The sequence below is a fragment of the Paenibacillus sp. FSL P4-0127 genome, assembly GCF_038007325.1.
GTDB lineage: Bacteria > Bacillota > Bacilli > Paenibacillales > Paenibacillaceae > Fontibacillus > Fontibacillus macerans.
In genome coordinates, this window is sequence record NZ_JBBOWY010000001.1 from 2,793,486 (window position 1) to 2,811,356 (window position 17,871).

Consider the following 17,871-nt stretch of genomic DNA (forward strand, 5'->3'; position numbering starts at 1 on the left):
CCGTTTACAACGTAACCCCGGTTTTGAAAATCGCCAGCTCGCGCACTTCGTTTTGCTCGTTGCGGGTTTTTTGGCCGCTGGCTACCGCGATCACATAAGCGATAAATTCCTCGAGCACTTCTTCCATCGGCTTTTCCAGCAGCGGGCCGGCGTTAAAATCCATCCAGTGCCCTTTGCGGGCAAACAGCTCGTTGTTCGTCGCCACCTTCACCGTCGGGACAAAGCTGCCGAACGGCGTTCCCCGCCCGGTCGTGAACAAGACGAGCTGGCAGTCCGCGGCCGCGAGTGCCGAGCTTGCGACCAGATCGTTGCCCGGCGCCTGGAGCAGGCTGAGGCCTTTTTTGCGCAGCTTTTCGCCGTACTGCAGCACGTCGACGACCGGAGCGGTTCCCGCCTTTTGCGTGCAGCCGAGCGATTTGTCCTCCAGGGTGCTGATGCCGCCGGCCTTGTTGCCCGGGGAGGGATTTTCGTACACCGGCTCGCCGTGAGACAGAAAATACTGCTTGAAGTCATTGATGAGGGCGACGATTTGCGCAAAAACATCCTTATTCGCGGCGCGGGCCATCAGCATGTGTTCGGCACCGAACATTTCCGGTACTTCGGTCAGCACCGTCGAGCCGCCCTGGGAGATGAGAAAATCGGAGAACGCCCCCAGCAGCGGGTTGGCCGTAATCCCGGAAAAGCCGTCGGACCCGCCGCATTTCAGGCCCACGTTCAGCTCGCTGAGCGGCACCGGTTCGCGCCGGTCATGCTTGGCCGCTTCGTACAGCTCCTCCAGCAGCGCCAAACCGGCTTCCGCTTCGTCCTCCACCTCCTGGGCGACAAGGAATTTGACCCGGCTTTCGTCTATATCGCCAAGCAGGCCGCGGAATTCGGCGACCACGTTGTTTTCGCAGCCGAGGCCGAACACGACCACGCCGCCGGCATTGGGATGGCTCACCGCGTCCAGCAGGATGCTGCGAGTCATCCGGTGGTCGTCGCCGAGCTGCGAGCAGCCGTACGGGTGCTTCAGCACGGTCACATTGTCGAAGGGGCCAAGGTCCGGATGCAGCGCCTTGAATTCGGCGATGATCTGCTCGGCGATGCCGTTGACGCAGCCGACCGTCGGCACGATGTACAAATCGTTGCGGATGCCGACTTTGCCGTTTCGGCGGCGATAGCCGTCGAAGGTCAGGTTGCGTTTGGGATAAGTGACCGGATGGAGGTCGGGTCGGTATTCGTACGTTTCTTCCCCGGCCAAACCGGTTTTTAAATTGTGGGTATGCACCCATTCGCCTTGGGCAATATCCGCCGCCGCGCGGCCGATCGGATAACCGTATTTGATCACGGCGGAGCCGGCCGCCAAATCGGCAAGCGCGATTTTATGGCCTTGCGGGATCGCTTCCCGGGCTCTGACGGACAAAGCGTCAAACGCGATTTCTTCCCCGGCTTCAATCGGGCGCAGCGCCACCGCCACGGTGTCCCGGGGGTTCATTTTCATCAGTCGTTGCATGTGATTTCTCCTCCTAAACGCTGCCGCAGGACGGCGCGGCAACCCATTTGGTCAAGCTGCATTAAATCGTCCTTCAGGGCTTCGGCGAGCTGCGGGATGTCCGACAGGTCCAATCCCCATAAGACTTCGCTCTTCAAGATTGTCCGGATGAACAAGTTCGGATCCGGGGTTTGCCAAGCCTCGTCAAAAACGGCCAGCACTTCCGGGCTGTCCTTCCGCTCCAGGCGGTCTCCCCGATAACCGAGCAGCAGGGCGGCGAAGGAGAGGGTAAGGAGCCTCGGCAGCTTCCGGTTTTCCTGAACATGCCGCAGCAGGACGGGCAGCAGACGGGTTGTGAATTTGGAAATGCTGTTCAAATAAATCGACGCCAGCTCATGCCGGACAAACGGGTTCATAAACCGTTCCCGCACGGCCCGGGCGTAAGCTTGCAATTCCGGTTTGGGCAAATGGAGCACCGGCAGCAGCTCGTCGTCCATCAACCGGCGCACGAACGCGGAAAAATCCGCGTCCTTCATAACCTCTTCCACCGTTTGCAGCCCGGCGAGCAGCCCCAGCGAAGCCATCGCTGTGTGCGGGCCGTTCAGCAGATGGACTTTTTGTTCGCGGTAAGGCTTCAGATCCTTGGTGAAAATAACATCTAATCCCGCTTGGGCGAGCGGCAGACGCGCGGGCAGCCAGGACGGGCCTTCGATCACCCAAAGCAGGTACGGCTCGGACGCCACCATCAGCCGGTCCTGATAGCCCAATTCGCGCTCCAGTTCATTTGCCTGCTCCTGCGGAAAACCGGCGACGATCCGGTCGACCAGGGTGCAGCAAAACGTATTTTCCCGGTTCAGCCAGGTTGCAAATGGTTCGCCGAGCCGCCAATCGGCCGCGTAGCGGAGCACGATTTCCCGCAGTCTTTCGCCGTTGCGGTCGATCAGCTCGCAGGGGAGGATGACGAAGCCTTTTTTTCCGAGCCGGAAACGCCGGTAAAGCAGGGCCGTCAGCTTGCCGGGAAAGCTGCTGGGGGGCCGGTCGTTCAGCGTGTCGACGGGATTGTAAGCGATTCCGGATTCGGTCGTGTTGGACGTGATGAACTCCAGATTATCGTCCTCGGCCAAAGCCAAAAAGCCTTCATAGTCGCTGTAAGGGCTGATTAGGCGGCTGACGCTCGTGATGATTTCGCGTTCCCGCACCGTTTTTTGTCCGGCGATGCCGTCGATCGCGACCGTATAAAGGCAGTCCTGCTTTTCGAAATCCTCGCTCACCGGGCCGTTCCGGGGTTTGACCATCACCACGCTGCCTTGAAACAGCCCTTGCTTGTTCATCCGCTGCAGTTGCCATGCCGCAAAAGCGCGCATAAAGTTGCCTTCCCCGAATTGAATCACGCGCTCGGGATAGATAGGCAAGTCCGGGTACATGGTTCTGGAAAGCAATCGTGCCATCCGTCATCGCTCCTTAGCTGAAATGTATGGTTTAATGCACACGTTAACAATTTTGCGTGAATTCTGAGTTGGTTTCAGAACCTTCCCGTCCATTCGGTAAGTTGGTTCGTAGATCTGGTTGGCGAGCGTTTTGGTGAAACCTGAGAGCCTGGGAGCCTGAAAGCTTTCACCTTTGCACTGCTGCCCCCAACTAGCTCTCCCGGAAATCTATCGGTTGCGGTAGCCGCTATTTTCCGAAAAAAGCCTTTTCTAAATCCTAACGGTTGTGAGCGGCGTTATTTGCCTTTTTTCAGTAAAAATAGCCTGATTTAAGTGAAATAAGCGCGGGTGGCATCCGTTAGAATTTGAAACCAGCGTTTTAGGAACAAATAGCGGTTGTGGCATCCGTTAGAGTAGTTTGTGGCCTAACTTTTGCAGGTTTTCACCGTTAAACTTTCGCCACCGTGCCGCGCACCATTAACGACGTGGGAACAAGCAGCTGCTCCGGCGGGGAGTCCGGTTCCTGCATCAGTTCGATCAGTTTGCGCATGCCGAGCTCGCCGATGTCGGCAACCGGCCTGCGGATCGTCGTGAGCGCCGGGTTGGTGTATTTGGCAAACAGGATGTCGTCGAAGCCGATGAGCGAAACCTGGTCCGGTACGGCCACCCGCTGTTCGAAGCAGGCGTTCATCGCGCCGATCGCCATATCGTCGTTGGAGCAGAACACAAGCGACGGCGGCTTCGGCAGGGAAAGCAGCCGGGCCATCATCCGGTGCCCGCTTTCGATGCTGTAATCGCCAAGGACGATATAATCGGGCGAGATCGCGACGCCATGGGCGAGCAGGCTGTCGAGAAAACCTTGCCTCCGCTCCGCCGACGATTTGAAGCCGGGTTTGCCTTCGATGATCGCCAGCCTGCGGTGGCCTTGCGCCAGGGCGTAGTCGATCGCTTCCCGCACCCCGTCGCGGTCGCCTGCCGCCACATTGGGAATGCTGCGGTCCTCCAGCAGCCGGTTTAATACGACCAGCGGAATGCCCATGCTTTTAACGTGATAAATGAAGGCGTTGTCGGCGTCGCTTTGGCTCATGACGAGAATGCCGTCAAACCGGTGCGGAGAAATGCCGTCCAGGTGGCGGATGCTGTCGATCCCGTGCACCGTCAAACTGTAATTTTCGTCCAACGCGGCGTTGATGCCTTTGATGGCGTCGACGAGAAAGCTGGACGAGGTCCCTTGGTCGATGCTGGAAAAAAACAGTCCGATCGTATACGACTTTTTCATGACCAGGCTTTTGGCGTTGACATTCGGAACATAGTTCATCTCTGCGGCGATCTTTTCGATTTTGTCGCGCGTTTCCTTCTTGATCAGCGTACTTCCGTTCAGCGCCCGGGATACGGTGGTGTGCGATACGCCGGCGACGCGTGCGATGTCTTTGATCGTGACCATACAACCTCTTCTTCGTCAATTAAAATTTTCACGTTTTCATTCTAAATCGCGTTTTATTTTAAAGTCAAGAAAAATATCATTTTGCACACGTGAAAATAAATTGTCAGCAAAATCATGTAAGCGCTATAATAAAAATAATCCCTTGGGAGAAGGAGCGCCCGTCGATGCATAAAGGAAGCTTGTTCTATAAAATATTCATCCCGATTCTCGTGCTCGGCATTGGTCTTGTGGCCAGCTTTGCCGGTTACATTTATTTCAGCACGGTCAACTCCGTTAATGAGCGGATCGCCGGCGGCAAACAAAGCTTTATTTTGCAGACGAAAAATAATTTGGAGCAGCAGATCCGGTCGATCGAATATGCGTTTGACACGTACAGCACGACGACATCGTTTAGCGAAATTGTCAAAAACCCGATCACGGAGCAGGATTTCATCGCGTACCGGAACGTGAACAGCCAACTGAACTACATCGCCACCTTGGGGATGGAGCGAACCGAATACGCGCTGATCAGCCTGGAGCAGAACTGGCGGATTTCGAACGGCAGGCTGACGAAACTGAGCGAAGCAGAAAGAAACGACCTTATCGCAGCTTATATACAAAATAAAAACCAAAGCCTGTTCTGGATCAAAACGGACACGGGGATCCGGTTCGTCAACACCTTGCCGGTGTTCTCCAAGAACAAACAGGCGATCGCCATGTCGGACATCTCGCTGGAGACGCTGGACCAGACGATCCAGACGGGTGACGACAGCGGCGTTTATATTTTGAATAAGCAGGGCGAGCTCATGTATTCCGGCGGCCATCCGCAGGACCCCGGGCTCGCTTCCGGACAATTGAAAGAGGTTGTCTCCCGGATTGACGAGAACCATGAACCAACGGGGGTGCTGTCCCTGCAAAAGGCCGGCGGTCATACGTCCGCGCCGAAAATCATTTACGCCGTATCGGAATATAACCATTGGATCTATCTGACCTTGCTGGATCAAAAAGAAGTCGCCGGCGCCCTGAAGCTGGCCAAGTTCGGGATCATCACGATGGGGGCGGTGCTGACGTTACTGATCGTCATTGTGGCTTATATCCTGGCCGTTTACTTTACAAGGCCGATCCGGCAAATCAAACGCAGCCTGTCGCTCGACGATCTGGCCGCCTCCAAAAATGAAATCGAAACGATTATTCATTCCATCGATACGATCATAACCGAAAAGGAAAGCCTGGAGAACTTGATGGAAGCGGAAAAGCCGCAGCTGGAAACGCAGCTCGTCATGAATCTGTTCCGGGGGCGCGTCTCGGCGGACGAACTGGCCGTAAAGCTGCCCAGGCTGGGATATCGGCCGATGGAGGACCGCCTTTACGTAACGATGCTGATCCAATTGGACAATTTGGGCGAACGCGAGGCGTCGGATAAAGATGTGTTGCTGCTGGCGGTCAATAAACTGGTGGAAGAGCAAATTCCGCCGGAGCGGCGGATGCTGCCGATTATTTTGAACGATAAGACCCAAGCCACGATCCTGATGTTTACGGGCCAAACCGAACAGGAAATCCGCAAACCGCTGTTTGAACAGGCGACGGCCTTGATGAAAAGGGCCCGGGAATATTTAAAGGTGTCCATCAGCATCGGCATCAGCGATCCGTACGACAGTTTGCTCGGCAGCAAGGAAGCCTGTGAAATGGGCAAGCAGGCGCTGCATCACCGGCTTAATTTGGGCAAGGAATCGATCATCTTTTATGAGGATATTTCGCAGGGCGTTTCGGGCCCAGTGCTGCTTTATTATCCGGCGGAGCTGGAATCCCGGCTCTTCGACGCGATTCGTCTCGGCGATGAGGAGCAGGTCAGCCGCAGTTTGTATTTGCTGCTCGCGGAGATGATGAAGAAAAACAAACATTCCATGAATTTCGAGGTAGCCCTGGTCCGGTTCGTGAACAATTTGATTGAGCTGGAGCAGCTGCTCGGCATCGAGGTCCTGCTTAAGCAGGACAATTACGCCCTGTATCATGTGCTGCTGGATACGCGGAATCCCGAAGAAATCGAACGGATGCTGGTGGACGAAATTATTTTTCCAATGGTCAGAAGCATGAAGGATAAGACAAACAAGCAATTCCGCAGCTTATCCGAAGAAATCGCCGTCATCGTCAGGGCCGAATACGATCAGGAACTAACCTTGGAGCAAATCGCCGACCGGCTGCATTATAATCCGAACTATTTAAGCAACATTTTTAAAAAGGAACACGGCACGACATTTACCGAATATCTGTTGAACTACAGGCTGGAAATGGCCAAAAAGTGGCTGGTCGAAACCGACATGACCGTCAGGGAGATCGCGGAGCGGCTTCAGTACCATAAACCGCAAAATTTTATCCGCTCGTTCCGCAAAAAAGAGCACGTCACCCCCGGCGAATACCGCAAAGCAAGGCAAGCGGTTTGAGGATAATATAAAGGAGCTTTTCCATGGCGGAAGAGCTCTTTTTTGACAGGTTAGAAAGTGAAAATTGGGGGAATCGGGGCGTGAAGGCCGGCTGCCTGCGTTGATCGACCGTTGGCAGCGGGATCGTCGGCTGCGGGATCGTCGGCTGCGGGATCGTCGGCTGCGGGATCGTCGGCTGTCGGGGCGACCGGCTGTCGGCTGCTGGCAGCGGGACCGATCATCGGCAGCGGGACCGACCGGCTGTCGGCTGCGGGAGCGACCATCGGCAGCGGGACCAATCGGCTGCTGGCTGCGGGAGCGACCATCGGCAGCGGGACCGACCGGCTGTCGGCAGCGGGAGCGACCATCGGCAGCGGGACCAATCGGCTGCTGGCTGCGGGAGCGACCATCGGCAGCGGGACCAATCGGCTGTCGGCTGTGAGACCGACCATCGGCTGCCGCACCGACCGGCTGAGCGTCTGTTGTCGGACCAACTGAGCATCGGCCTTCAAAATAGCGGCATTTTATGTGCTTATTATTAGGAATCCGGCTTGTTCATCCCCATTAGCGGCATTTTATGCCCTTATTTTTCCAGAATGGTTCCGGAACGCGATCATTTCCTTGCGATGAGGGAAAATAGCGACATAAATTGTCTCTATTTCTCTCAAATAGACGGGTATCCCTGGAATAATGACATTTCTTGCCCTTATTTTTTGGCTCAAAACAGAAATTGGTGCTTGATATACGCTGACATCACTAATATCACTAATCGATATGTTGAGGCGGACTAGCAACGGAGCGAAATAACCTTACTTCGTCCTTCGTCAAAATTAAGCGTTCTAAAAGTGTTAACGGACGCCCTCATTTGGCCTTCCAGGCATATTCCAGGCATATTCCAGGCGTATTTTAAGCATATTTTAGGTGTATTTTGGGCTGGTTTTGGGCCGATCTCGAACTATTTCATGCTGATTTCGTTCTGACTTCATGCTGGCTTCATGCTGATTTCGTGCTGATTTCGGGCAAATAGGGTCAGGTCTTTCCGGTCCCTTAGCAAACCCAGGATAAGTTCCCCGTTCCCTCCAATGTTGGAGCCATGGCTATCAATGAACGACGTCAGGCCGTTTTTATCAGGCCGTTTTTAGTCACTTAGCAGGGGAAGTGTTAGCCCTTGACCGAACCGAGCAGGGCCCCTTTCACGAAGTGGCGCTGCACGAAAGGATAGGCGATCAGCATTGGCAGGGTGGCGACGACGATCACGCCCATCTTGATCGCTTGGGCCGGCGGGACGATATCGACGACGCTGTTGTCGCCCTGCATGCCGCTGGACACGATGACGATCTGGCGCAGCAGCACCTGAATCGGCCATTTCAGGGAGTCGTTGAGATACAAAATCGCATTCATGTACGTATTCCAATACGCAACCCCGTAAAAGAGGGAGATGGTTGCGACTGACGGCAGCGACAGGGGCAGCATGATTTTGAAGAAGACGCCGAAGTCGGTGCAGCCGTCGATTTTGGCCGATTCCTCCAGACTGTCCGGCAGCGCCTGAAAGAAGTTGCGCATAATGATCAGATTAAACGCGTTGATGGCGGTCGGAATAATCATGGACCAGTAGGAATCAATCAAATGTACGCTTTTTACGACGAGAAATGTAGGAATCATCCCGCCGCTGAACAGCATGGAGAAGACGACGATAAAATTGATGGTACCGCGGCCGAGCAGATATTTGCGGGACAATCCGTACGCCATCAAAGCGGTAAGGGCCATGCTTACCAGGGTTCCGACCAAGGCGACTCCGACCGATACGCCCAATCCTCTAAAGATCGTTGGCGTTGAAAAAATGTACTTGTAGGCGTCCAGGGAAAACGTGGTTGGAAACAGGATGAATTTCTTTGCTACAATTTCCTGGGTTGAAGCAAAAGAGCTGGCGATGACATTAATGAAAGGCAAAAGACAAGCCAGAGCAATGAGGGCCAATAAAGCGCCGTTGATCATCGTAAAGATCCGATCGCCGATGGAATGTTTTTTCCGCAAAGTTTGTGCCACTTGAGTTTCCTCCTCTTTATCGTTTGACATTTCCACCTTACCAGCGAAAGGAGAATTACGTATATAATCTCCAATTGAGGTCTTGTTCGGACCGGAAAAAGAGGGCCAATAATCCGCATGCTCCTCAGCTTAGCCCGTAATCAGCAACTAAGGTGAAATCACCGAAAAAGCCGGCTCCCGGCCGGTTTTGCAACCGCTGTCATCTGGTGATTATATACGGAACGTCCCCTATCCATTACGCTTAAAAACGTAAAAAGGGTAGTTCCGAGCCCAAGCTTTCGAAGCGAGTTTTGTTCGAAGTCTACTTAGGAAGCAACGCTCACAAAACTAGGCTTATGCTTCCGAAGCGAGTTTTGCTCGAAGCTCATGCAGGAAGCAGCGCTCACAAAACTTTGAGGAGGTTGCTCTAGTGAAAGCCTTAAACCGCAACAAACTTTTATATCTGATGATTTTCCCCGGGCTTGTGTACTTTATTGTTTTTAAGTACTTGCCGATGGGGGGGCTGGTGATCGCCTTTCAGGATTATCAGCCTTTCCTGGGGATTGCCGGAAGTCCCTGGGTGGGGCCAAAGCATTTCCTCCGTTTGTTTACGGAGCCCACGTTTTTTATGCTGCTGAGGAATACGCTGATCCTGTTTGCCATGAACATCGTATTTTTCTTTCCGCTGCCGATCCTTGTGGCGCTGATGCTGAACGAAGTGCGGAACAAATGGTTTAAAAACGCGGTGCAATCGATCATGTATCTTCCCCATTTCATGTCCTGGGTCATCATCGTGTCCATCACGTATGTGTTCCTGAATGTGGACGGCGGGGTATTCAATGAACTGCTGGCCGCGCTCGGCTTTCACAAGATCAGCTTTTTGACTTCTCCGGAGTGGCTGCGGACCGTGTATATTCTGCAGATCATTTGGAAGGAGCTCGGATGGTCGACGATCATTTATCTGGCCGCCATCACGGTCGTGGATACGCAACTATATGAAGCGGCTGAAATGGACGGCGCCGGGCGCTGGAGAAAAACGTGGCACATCACCTTGCCGGCGATCCGCCCCGTGATCATTACGCTGTTGATTCTGAAAATCGGCAGCACGCTGGATCTCGGCTTTGAGCATATGTATTTGATGCTTAATTCCTTGAACCGCGAGGTGGCGGAAATCTTCGATACCTATATTTATACCGCCGGCTTAAAGAACGGACAGCTGAGCTTTAGTACAACGGTCGGATTGTTCAAGGGCCTGGTCGGTTTGATACTGGTGATGCTCTCCAACAAGCTGGCCAAAAAATTCGGGGAAGATGGAGTGTACTAATAAGTGCAATTTTCTATAGATTCATTAAAAGAGAGGGGTATGAAAATGAAAAAGAAAATGAAGCAAATGGCGGTTTTGTCGTTCGCCCTGATCCTCTTGTTGTCCGCCTGCGGCGGCGTGAAAAGCGTAACCACCGGCGCGGGCGAAGGTGGCGGCAGCCCGGGAGGCGAAGAACCGGCGACCATTACCTGGATGAATATGCTGCATACGCCTACTACGCCGACGGGCGATATCCAGAAGCTGATCGAGGAAAAAACGAATACGAAAATCAAATTTTCCTGGGTTCCCGACGCGAGCAAGGAGGAGCGGATCAATACCGCGCTGGCGTCCACCTCGCTGGCCGACATCGTCTCCCTGACGATTCTTGAAAACGCATCCGTACGCAATGCGCTTAAAGCGGGAATGTTCTGGGAAGTCGGGCCTTATCTGGATGAATTCCCGAATCTGGGGGCGATTTCCGAAGAACAGCGGCGGGCCGCTTCGATCGGCGGCAAGCTGTACGGGGTTCCTTTTCTCAAGGACGTGGCCCGCAATGGCGTGGTGATCCGCAAGGACTGGCTCGACAAGCTGGGCCTCGAAGTGCCTAAAACCACCGGCGAATTGATGGCCGTGGCTAAAGCTTTCACCGAGCAGGATCCGGACGGCAACGGGAAAAAGGACACTTATGGATTTATCGACCGCAGCGATTTGATTTACGGAGCATTTAAGACATTGAGCTCTTATTTTGGCACCCCCAACTACTGGGAAGTCAGCGAAGACGGTAAATTTACGCCGGAGTTTGAAACCGAGGGATACCTCAAAACGATGGATTACATGAAGGAATTATACGTTAACGGCTATATTAACCAGGATTTTGCCGTTACGGCTAAGAAGGACCAGCAGGACGGCTTCTCGCAAGGCAAAGCGGGCATTTATGTCGGCGCCTTGTTTGACGGCAAAAACTTGCTTAATAACGCGATCGGCATTCAGGACGGCATGGAAATAGCGCTTGTCAACGATATTACTTCCACCGGCAACGAAAGCGACCGGGCGATCTGGGCGGGGAACGGAGGAATCGGCGGTTTGCTGGCCTTCCCCAAATCGGAAGTCAAAGACGAGGCGGAATTGAAGCGACTTCTAAAATTCGTAAACGATCTGATGGACGAAGAGATCTTCACCTTGATGACCTATGGTATCGAAGGCGTGCACTACACGGTGGACGCGGATATGGCCGTCACGATCCTGAATCAGAATAAATGGGAGCAGGAAGTCCAGCCGTTTTCCTCTTCCCGTCCCAAGGAGCCCGGTTATAAAATTCACGATGCCGATCCGCTGAAGGTCGAAGCCACTGAACTGATTTTGGAAAATGAGAAATACGCGGTTTACAATCCGGCTTATTCGCTGGAATCGGAAACCTATACGACGATGGGGTCGGAATTGCAAAAGATTATTACGGACGCCACCTATAAATACATTCTCGGCTCCCTCGATTTGAACGGGTTTAAGGCGGAGGTCGAGAAATGGAAGCAATCCGGGGGCGGCAAAATTATCAGCGAGTATGAAGCCGCATATAAATAAGCTTTCGACGGGAGGATGCAATGATCGATGAAGCAGATGAAATGGGCGGAAAAAACCGCGTTATCCGTGCTGGAACGAACGCCGAAATTGTACGAGAAGGGGTATAACGGCAAATGGTCCTACGATTACGGCGTGGTGCTAAGAGGGTTTGCGCTATTGTGGAAGCGGACGGGGGAGCGCAAGTATTTTCAGTATATCCGGGATCATATGGATTATTTTATCGGCGAAGACGGAAGCGTGCGGGGATACCGCCAGGATGAATACAATATCGATCACTTGAATAACGGCAAGCTGCTGTTTTTGCTGCACCGGGAAACCGGCCTGGAGAAGTACCGGCAAGCGGCCGCGCTGCTGAGATCGCAGCTGGCTGCGCATCCACGTACGTCGGAAGGGGCTTTTTGGCACAAAAAGATTTACCCTTATCAAATTTGGCTCGACGGTCTTTACATGGGGGCGCCGTTTTATTTGGAGTATTTGCTGACATTCGAAGACGGAAACGGCCTGGACGATGTGACGAAACAGTTTATTTTGTGCGAAAAGCATACGAAGGACGCTGGTACGGGACTGCTTTATCATGCCTGGGATGAAAAAAAAGTCCAGCCCTGGTGCGATCCCGCCACCGGATTGTCCGCGAATTTCTGGGGCCGCTCCCTGGGGTGGTACGTCATGGCCTTGGCGGATGTGCTGGAGCTGCTGCCGCAGGGGCATCGCGATTATGCCGAGCTGGTCCGGATCTTCAAAGGCGTGCTCACGGCTTTGCGAAATTACCAGGACGAGGCCAGCGGCGTTTGGTATCAGATCGTGAATATGGGCGGACGCAAAGGCAATTATTTGGAAGCGTCGGCTTCCAGTATGATCACTTTTGCCATCGCCAAAGGAATCCGGCTTGGAGTGCTGGATGCGGACGATTGGCGGAACACGTTGGATAAGGCTTTCCGGGGGCTGATTACGGAATTTGTGCTGGAAACGAAACAAGGCTGGGTGAATTTGAACAAAAACTGCCAGGTGGCCGGGCTGGGCGGGGAGGATCGCCGGGACGGCACCTACGCTTATTACATCAGCGAGCCGATCATTACGAACGATCTAAAGGGAGTCGGGGCGTTCCTGCAGGCCTGCGCCGAGGTGGAATGGCTCGCGGACATGAAAGAGACCCCTTGAACAGGAGGAAAAAGGGATGCATGTATACAACATCGCCGATTTCGGCGCGGTTCCGGACGGAAAAACATTGGTGACGGCGGCGATTCAAGCTTCCATCGAAACCGCAAGCGCGGCGGGGGGAGGCACGGTGTTCGTGCCGGCGGGCAAATATTTGACCGGTGCGATCGAGATGAGGAGCAATATCGAACTGCATGTAAGCCCCGGCGCCGTGCTGTCGTTCAGTACGGACCCGGAGCATTACCCGGCGGTCGTCTCCAGATGGGAAGGCGTGCTTCAGCAGGTGCATATGTCGTGTATTTTTGGCCAGGACTTGGAAAATGTCGCGCTCACGGGCTACGGGACGCTCGACGGAAACGGCGGGCCGTGGTGGGACAAGAAGCGGTACGCGCCGGAGGAACTGGAGTTTCCCCGGCCGAAGCTGATCAGCTTTGACGGCTGCCGCCGCGTGACGCTAAGGGACCTGAACCTGGTCAATTCCCCGAGCTGGACGGTCAATCCGATCCGTTGCACCGATGTGACGATCGACAATTTGTCGATTCATAATCCCGCTGATTCGCCGAACACGGACGGCATCAATCCCGAATCGTGCCGCAATGTACGGATCACCGGCTGCCATATCGATGTGGGGGACGACTGCATCGCGATTAAGGCCGGCACCGAGGATACGGCGGAACGCGTCCCATGCGAAAATATTACAATTATGAACTGCACGATGGTGCACGGTCATGGCGGCGTGGTGCTGGGCAGCGAGATGAGCGGCGGCATCCGCAACGTCACGATCACGGGTTGCGTATTCCAGCATACCGACCGCGGCATCCGTCTGAAATCCCGGCGGGGACGCGGGGGGATCGTGGAAGATATCCGTATCGGCAATATCGTGATGGAGGACGTCATCTGCCCGTTTATCATGAATCTTTATTATTTCTGCGGTCCGCGCGGCAAAGACAAATACGTTTGGGACAAAAATCCTTACCCCGTGACGGAGGAGACGCCGTGTTTCCGGCGAATTCATTTTTCAAACATTACTGCGCGCCGGGTCCATGCCGCCGCCGGATTCCTTTACGGCCTGGCCGAACAGTACATTTCCGAAATTACGTTCGATCATATCGATATTTCCATGGCGGAGAACGCGGCGCCGGGCGTTCCGGCAATGATGGCGGACTTAAGCGAAATGAACAATCGCGGATTTTTCCTCGGGAATGTAAGACAAATCCGGTTTCACCATGTCACTATCGAAAATCACGAAGGGCCGGCTTTTTATGTGGAGAACGGGGAGCAGGTGACCGTGGAGCATTGCGAGTCCAGAAACACAAAACGCGAGGAACGGCTGCTGGAGCAGATTACGGTTCCGCCGGCGAATTTGGACGCGGAAGAGGATTCGGGTAAGGATTCAGGCGAGGAGGCGCGAGGATCATGGTAGCGGAAGGAACAAAGACAGCTTTTGTCCAAAACCCGATATTGCCGGGATTTAATCCGGACCCTTGTATATTGCGGGCAGGAGATGTTTATTACATCGCGGTTTCTACTTTTGAGTGGCTCCCCGGGGTTAGAGTTTACGAGTCGGCAAACTTGGCTGATTGGGAGCATTGCACGGATATATTGACCCATCAGGCAGATTTGCAGGGAAATCCGAAAAACTGCAGCATTTGGGCTCCGCAGCTTAGCTGCCATGACGGTTTGTTTTATCTCCTGTATACCGATGTAAAAAGCACGAAGCGCCCTTTTAAAGATTGCCATAATTATTTGATCACGGCGCCTTCGGTCCACGGGCCTTGGTCGGAGCCGGTATATCTCAACAGCAGCGGCTTTGATCCGTCCTTGTTCCATGACGACGACGGCCGCAAGTGGCTGCTTAATTGCTTGTGGGATTACCGCATCAGCGAGGGCAATAAATCGAGCGGCATCGTGATTCAGGAATATGATCACCGCCTGGGCAAACTGGCCGGCGAACCGAAGAAATTGTTCGATGGCACGCCGCTGAATAAGACGGAGGCGCCCCATATCTACAAGCGCGGCGGCTACTACTATCTCATTACCGCCGAGGGGGGAACCGGGACCGGGCATGCCGTTACCGTGGCGCGCTCCCGGGAACTGCTCGGCCCCTATGAAGTCGACCCGCTGAATCCGATGCTGACCTCGCGGAACGATCCCGGTCTGGCGCTGCAATGCGCCGGCCACGGCAGCTTGGTGGAGACGCCCGATGGAGACTGGTATATGGCGCATTTATGTACGCGGCCTGTCGAGGGGAAGTATGCCATCCTGGGGAGAGAAACCGCGCTGCAGCAGGTGTATTGGGACGAGGCGGGCTGGCTTCGCCTGGCCGCGGGCGGGAACACGCCGCAGCTTGCCGTGCCGCTGCCTGGCGGGGTTATGCCGCAAGATCGCGTGACGGATTTTGCCGATGATTTTTCCGGCCCGGGGCTGAAGGAAAATTGGAATACGCTGCGCATTATGGCGGATGAAAGCTGGTGCTCGCTGTCCGCAAGAAAAGGCTGGCTGCGCATTCAAGCGGGCGAATCGCCGCAAAGCTTGTTTCGTCATCATATCGTGGCGATCCGCCAGACGGACAAGTCTTTCCGCGCGGAAACGTTGGTGGAATGCGCCCCGGTTTCTTATTTGCAAATGGCCGGGCTGATGCTCTATTTAAACGAGGATAACTATTGGTATGCCTATGTCAGCCATGAAGAAGGCCGAGGCAAGGTGCTCCGGTTGATGTGCTGCGAACGGGGCGAATTCTCGCTCGACCCCGTCCTGATCGATGTGGACCGGTTCGCGGCCATTCAATTGGCGGCGGACGTATCCGGAGTAAACGGGCGGTTCTTTTACCGCCTGAACGAGGAAGAAGAGTGGCAGCCCTTAGGCGAGGCCCGGAATATCGGCTTCCTCTCGGGCGGGTTTACCGGCAATTTTATCGGCATCGCGGCACACGATATGAACCGATTTGGCGGCAGCTATGCCGATTTTGGATATTTCAGGTATACAGGCAGGGATAAGCGCGGCTAAAAGAAGGGAAGCGAGCAACCGCCAGGAGGAAAAGTAGCGCAAGTATGAAGGAGGATGAAACGCAAGCAAAGCAGACGAAACGCAAACAAAGCTGATGAAACGCAAACAAATCGGATGGACAATTTTTAAGGAGGGCGATTGCAAGTGGATTGGAAGCCGGTCGAGGCGCGGGAAAAATTGCACAGTTTGCTGGGGGATCTCCCGGCGGAAGGGCCGATTTCGGCAAAGCTGTTGAAGTCGGAGGAACGTGACGGCTATTTGCTGGAAACGCTGGTGCTGGATCTGAACGGAAATGACCCGGTCCCAGCTTATGTGGCTAAGCCGAAAGAAGGGGAAGGGCCGTTTCCGCTTGTGATTTTTAACCATTCCCATGGCGGCAATTACGGCAATGGCCGCAACGAGCTGATCCGCAGCAGCGCTTATTTGCAGGAGCCGTCGTTTGCCAAGGAGCTTACCGGGATGGGCTGCGTCGTAGCCTGCATCGATATGTGGGGCTTCAACGAGCGGGGCGGGAAGACCGAAAGCGAACTGGTCAAGGAGATGCTGTGGAACGGCCAGGTCATGTGGGGGATGATGCTGCATGACAATCGCCGCTTGCTCGATTATATGTGCGCCCGGGAAGACGTGGACGCTTCGCGGGTCGCCACGATCGGCATGTCGATGGGCGGGCTGATGGCCTGGTGGCTGGCTGCATTGGATGAACGGGTCAAGGTCACGGTTGATATCTGCGGGCAGGTGGACGCCGGGACGCTGATCGCCAAGCGGGGGTTGGACCATCATGGCTTCTACTCCTATGTCCCCGGGCTGCTGAAGCATTTTACGACGCTGGACGTCCAAAAGCTGATCGTGCCGCGACCGCGGATGAGCCTTACCGGCCGCAACGACCGGCTGTGTCCGGTTGCAGGAGTCGAGTTATTGGCTGCCGGTTTGCGGGAAGCTTACGCGGCTGCGGGGCAGCCGGAGCATTGGCGGACGGTCGTCACCGGGGGCGGCCATATGGAAACGGCGGAAATGCGGGCGGCTTGGCGGGAGTTTTTGTTGTTGCATTTGGCGGCCTGACCATTTATCGCGCCCATTCGTGTTCAGTCTGCCTGTTCCGCCCCGCCGCCGCGATCCGCTGAAGGCAGCCGGTGGAACTCGCGCTTGTACAGCCGCGTGAAATAAACCGGCTCCAGGCCGACGTAGGACGCGGCCTGCCTGACGGTCAGTTCGGGGTGATCCTGCAGCAGCAGGCGCGCGGTTCTGAGCCGGATCTGCTGCAGATATTGCAGCGGCGTCAGGCCGATCGACTGGCGGAACAGGCGGGTCAGCTGCTTTTGCGAATAGCCGACATGCTCCGCCAGCCGGGCGATGGTGATCGGCCGGTTCATATGGTCGTGCAGGAAGCGGACGGCCACATCGACAACCGTTTCCCGGTAGGAAGCGGGCGGCGGGGTGTGGAGCGGCGGCTCGGAGTCCGGGGGAGCGGGCCTGCCGGCGGCGGTATCCTTCACGATCGTCAGCAGCAGGGACAGCAGCAACTCCGTCGTTTGCCACGGGTCATTGCCTGCGCCGGAGCGCTCCCAGATTTCCCGGAGCGGGCCGGTGAACAGGGAGACGTCCGACAGCTGCAGCTTTTTAGGAGCATGATGAAACCCCCACCGGCTTAACAGGTCTCCAAAATTCTCCACCATCGTAACGTACCCGACGAACCAGGGCTGTTCTCCATACGGCATATACTCGTGCGCGCAGCCGGTGGGGATGTATAATAGCTGGCCGGGGCCGAGGATGTCCCATTTGTCCTTATTCACCTGCAGCTGGCGAAACCGCCCCGAGCCGGAGAGGGTCAGAAACAGCTGATGGGCGGAGAAACCTTTCATCCGCGTGATCGGCGGCTGGATTTCCGTACCCGCGGTATAAACCGATAACGGCAAAAGCTCGCGCAGGGAATGTGTCAAATTGCTTCTAAGCGGGAGCAGTTCCATGGGACGACACCTCTTTTGTCCATTTTGTACGGTGTTTTGTCCGATTTGTGGCTTCCGTCCGATTATAGCTCACATCTATAATGAGAGCAAACCTGTTAG

At 54.9% G+C, this 17,871-nt stretch carries 12 protein-coding genes; 7 read left to right on the forward strand and 5 right to left on the reverse strand.

The annotated features are described in order from the left end of the window. Positions 1–4 precede the first annotated feature (4 nt). The 3 genes from NYE74_RS12560 to NYE74_RS12570 form a co-directional block, all read right to left on the reverse strand. Positions 5–1,492 carry a UxaA family hydrolase gene (locus NYE74_RS12560; RefSeq protein ID WP_278739124.1) on the reverse strand — a complete coding sequence of 496 codons (1,488 nt, stop codon included), beginning with the start codon at positions 1,490–1,492 and terminating at the stop codon, positions 5–7. Next, positions 1,480–2,919 (reverse strand): tagaturonate reductase, encoded by a 1,440-nt coding sequence (locus NYE74_RS12565; protein WP_278739126.1) that lies wholly within the window; start codon positions 2,917–2,919, stop codon positions 1,480–1,482. Before NYE74_RS12565 ends, NYE74_RS12560 begins: the two co-directional genes overlap by 13 nt. 427 nt (positions 2,920–3,346) lie before the next feature. After that, on the reverse strand, positions 3,347–4,342 hold the full coding sequence (locus NYE74_RS12570) for a LacI family DNA-binding transcriptional regulator (RefSeq protein WP_036620770.1): 996 nt from the start codon (positions 4,340–4,342) through the stop codon (positions 3,347–3,349). A gap of 164 nt (positions 4,343–4,506) precedes the next feature. Between NYE74_RS12570 and NYE74_RS12575 the strand changes: the two genes are divergently transcribed. Next, positions 4,507–6,762, forward strand: a complete 2,256-nt coding sequence (locus NYE74_RS12575) for a helix-turn-helix domain-containing protein (RefSeq protein WP_326043847.1) — start codon at positions 4,507–4,509, stop codon at positions 6,760–6,762. A gap of 1,140 nt (positions 6,763–7,902) precedes the next feature. Here NYE74_RS12575 and NYE74_RS12580 read toward each other — a convergent pair. Then, positions 7,903–8,817 carry a carbohydrate ABC transporter permease gene (locus NYE74_RS12580; RefSeq protein WP_051985328.1) on the reverse strand — a complete coding sequence of 305 codons (915 nt, stop codon included), beginning with the start codon at positions 8,815–8,817 and terminating at the stop codon, positions 7,903–7,905. 415 nt (positions 8,818–9,232) lie between these two features. Here NYE74_RS12580 and NYE74_RS12585 point away from each other — a divergent pair, with 415 nt between their 5' ends. The 6 genes from NYE74_RS12585 (at position 9,233) to NYE74_RS12610 (ending at position 16,867) form a co-directional block, all read left to right on the forward strand. Beyond that, complete coding sequence (locus tag NYE74_RS12585) at positions 9,233–10,090, forward strand: ABC transporter permease (protein WP_051985836.1); 858 nt, start codon at positions 9,233–9,235, stop codon at positions 10,088–10,090. A 45-nt stretch (positions 10,091–10,135) separates the two neighbouring features. Continuing rightward, positions 10,136–11,647 carry an extracellular solute-binding protein gene (locus NYE74_RS12590; RefSeq protein WP_341004816.1) on the forward strand — a complete coding sequence of 504 codons (1,512 nt, stop codon included), beginning with the start codon at positions 10,136–10,138 and terminating at the stop codon, positions 11,645–11,647. A 27-nt stretch (positions 11,648–11,674) separates the two neighbouring features. Continuing rightward, positions 11,675–12,805, forward strand: coding sequence for a glycoside hydrolase family 88/105 protein (locus tag NYE74_RS12595; RefSeq protein ID WP_341004817.1), 1,131 nt, complete (start codon positions 11,675–11,677; stop codon positions 12,803–12,805). Between the two features lie 16 nt (positions 12,806–12,821). Further along, positions 12,822–14,225 (forward strand): glycoside hydrolase family 28 protein, encoded by a 1,404-nt coding sequence (locus NYE74_RS12600; protein ID WP_036620780.1) that lies wholly within the window; start codon positions 12,822–12,824, stop codon positions 14,223–14,225. Beyond that, entirely contained in the window at positions 14,219–15,808 is a 1,590-nt protein-coding gene (locus tag NYE74_RS12605; RefSeq protein WP_341004818.1) for a glycoside hydrolase family 43 protein, read from the forward strand. The genes NYE74_RS12600 and NYE74_RS12605 overlap by 7 nt, the downstream gene beginning before the upstream one ends. 144 nt (positions 15,809–15,952) lie before the next feature. Further along, positions 15,953–16,867: a dienelactone hydrolase family protein gene (locus tag NYE74_RS12610; protein ID WP_341004819.1), complete on the forward strand. Its 915-nt coding sequence runs from the start codon at positions 15,953–15,955 to the stop codon at positions 16,865–16,867. A gap of 23 nt (positions 16,868–16,890) precedes the next feature. Here the strand turns inward: NYE74_RS12610 and NYE74_RS12615 are convergent, their stop codons facing one another. Then, positions 16,891–17,772: an AraC family transcriptional regulator gene (locus tag NYE74_RS12615; protein WP_341004820.1), complete on the reverse strand. Its 882-nt coding sequence runs from the start codon at positions 17,770–17,772 to the stop codon at positions 16,891–16,893. Between the last annotated feature and the right edge of the window lie 99 nt (positions 17,773–17,871).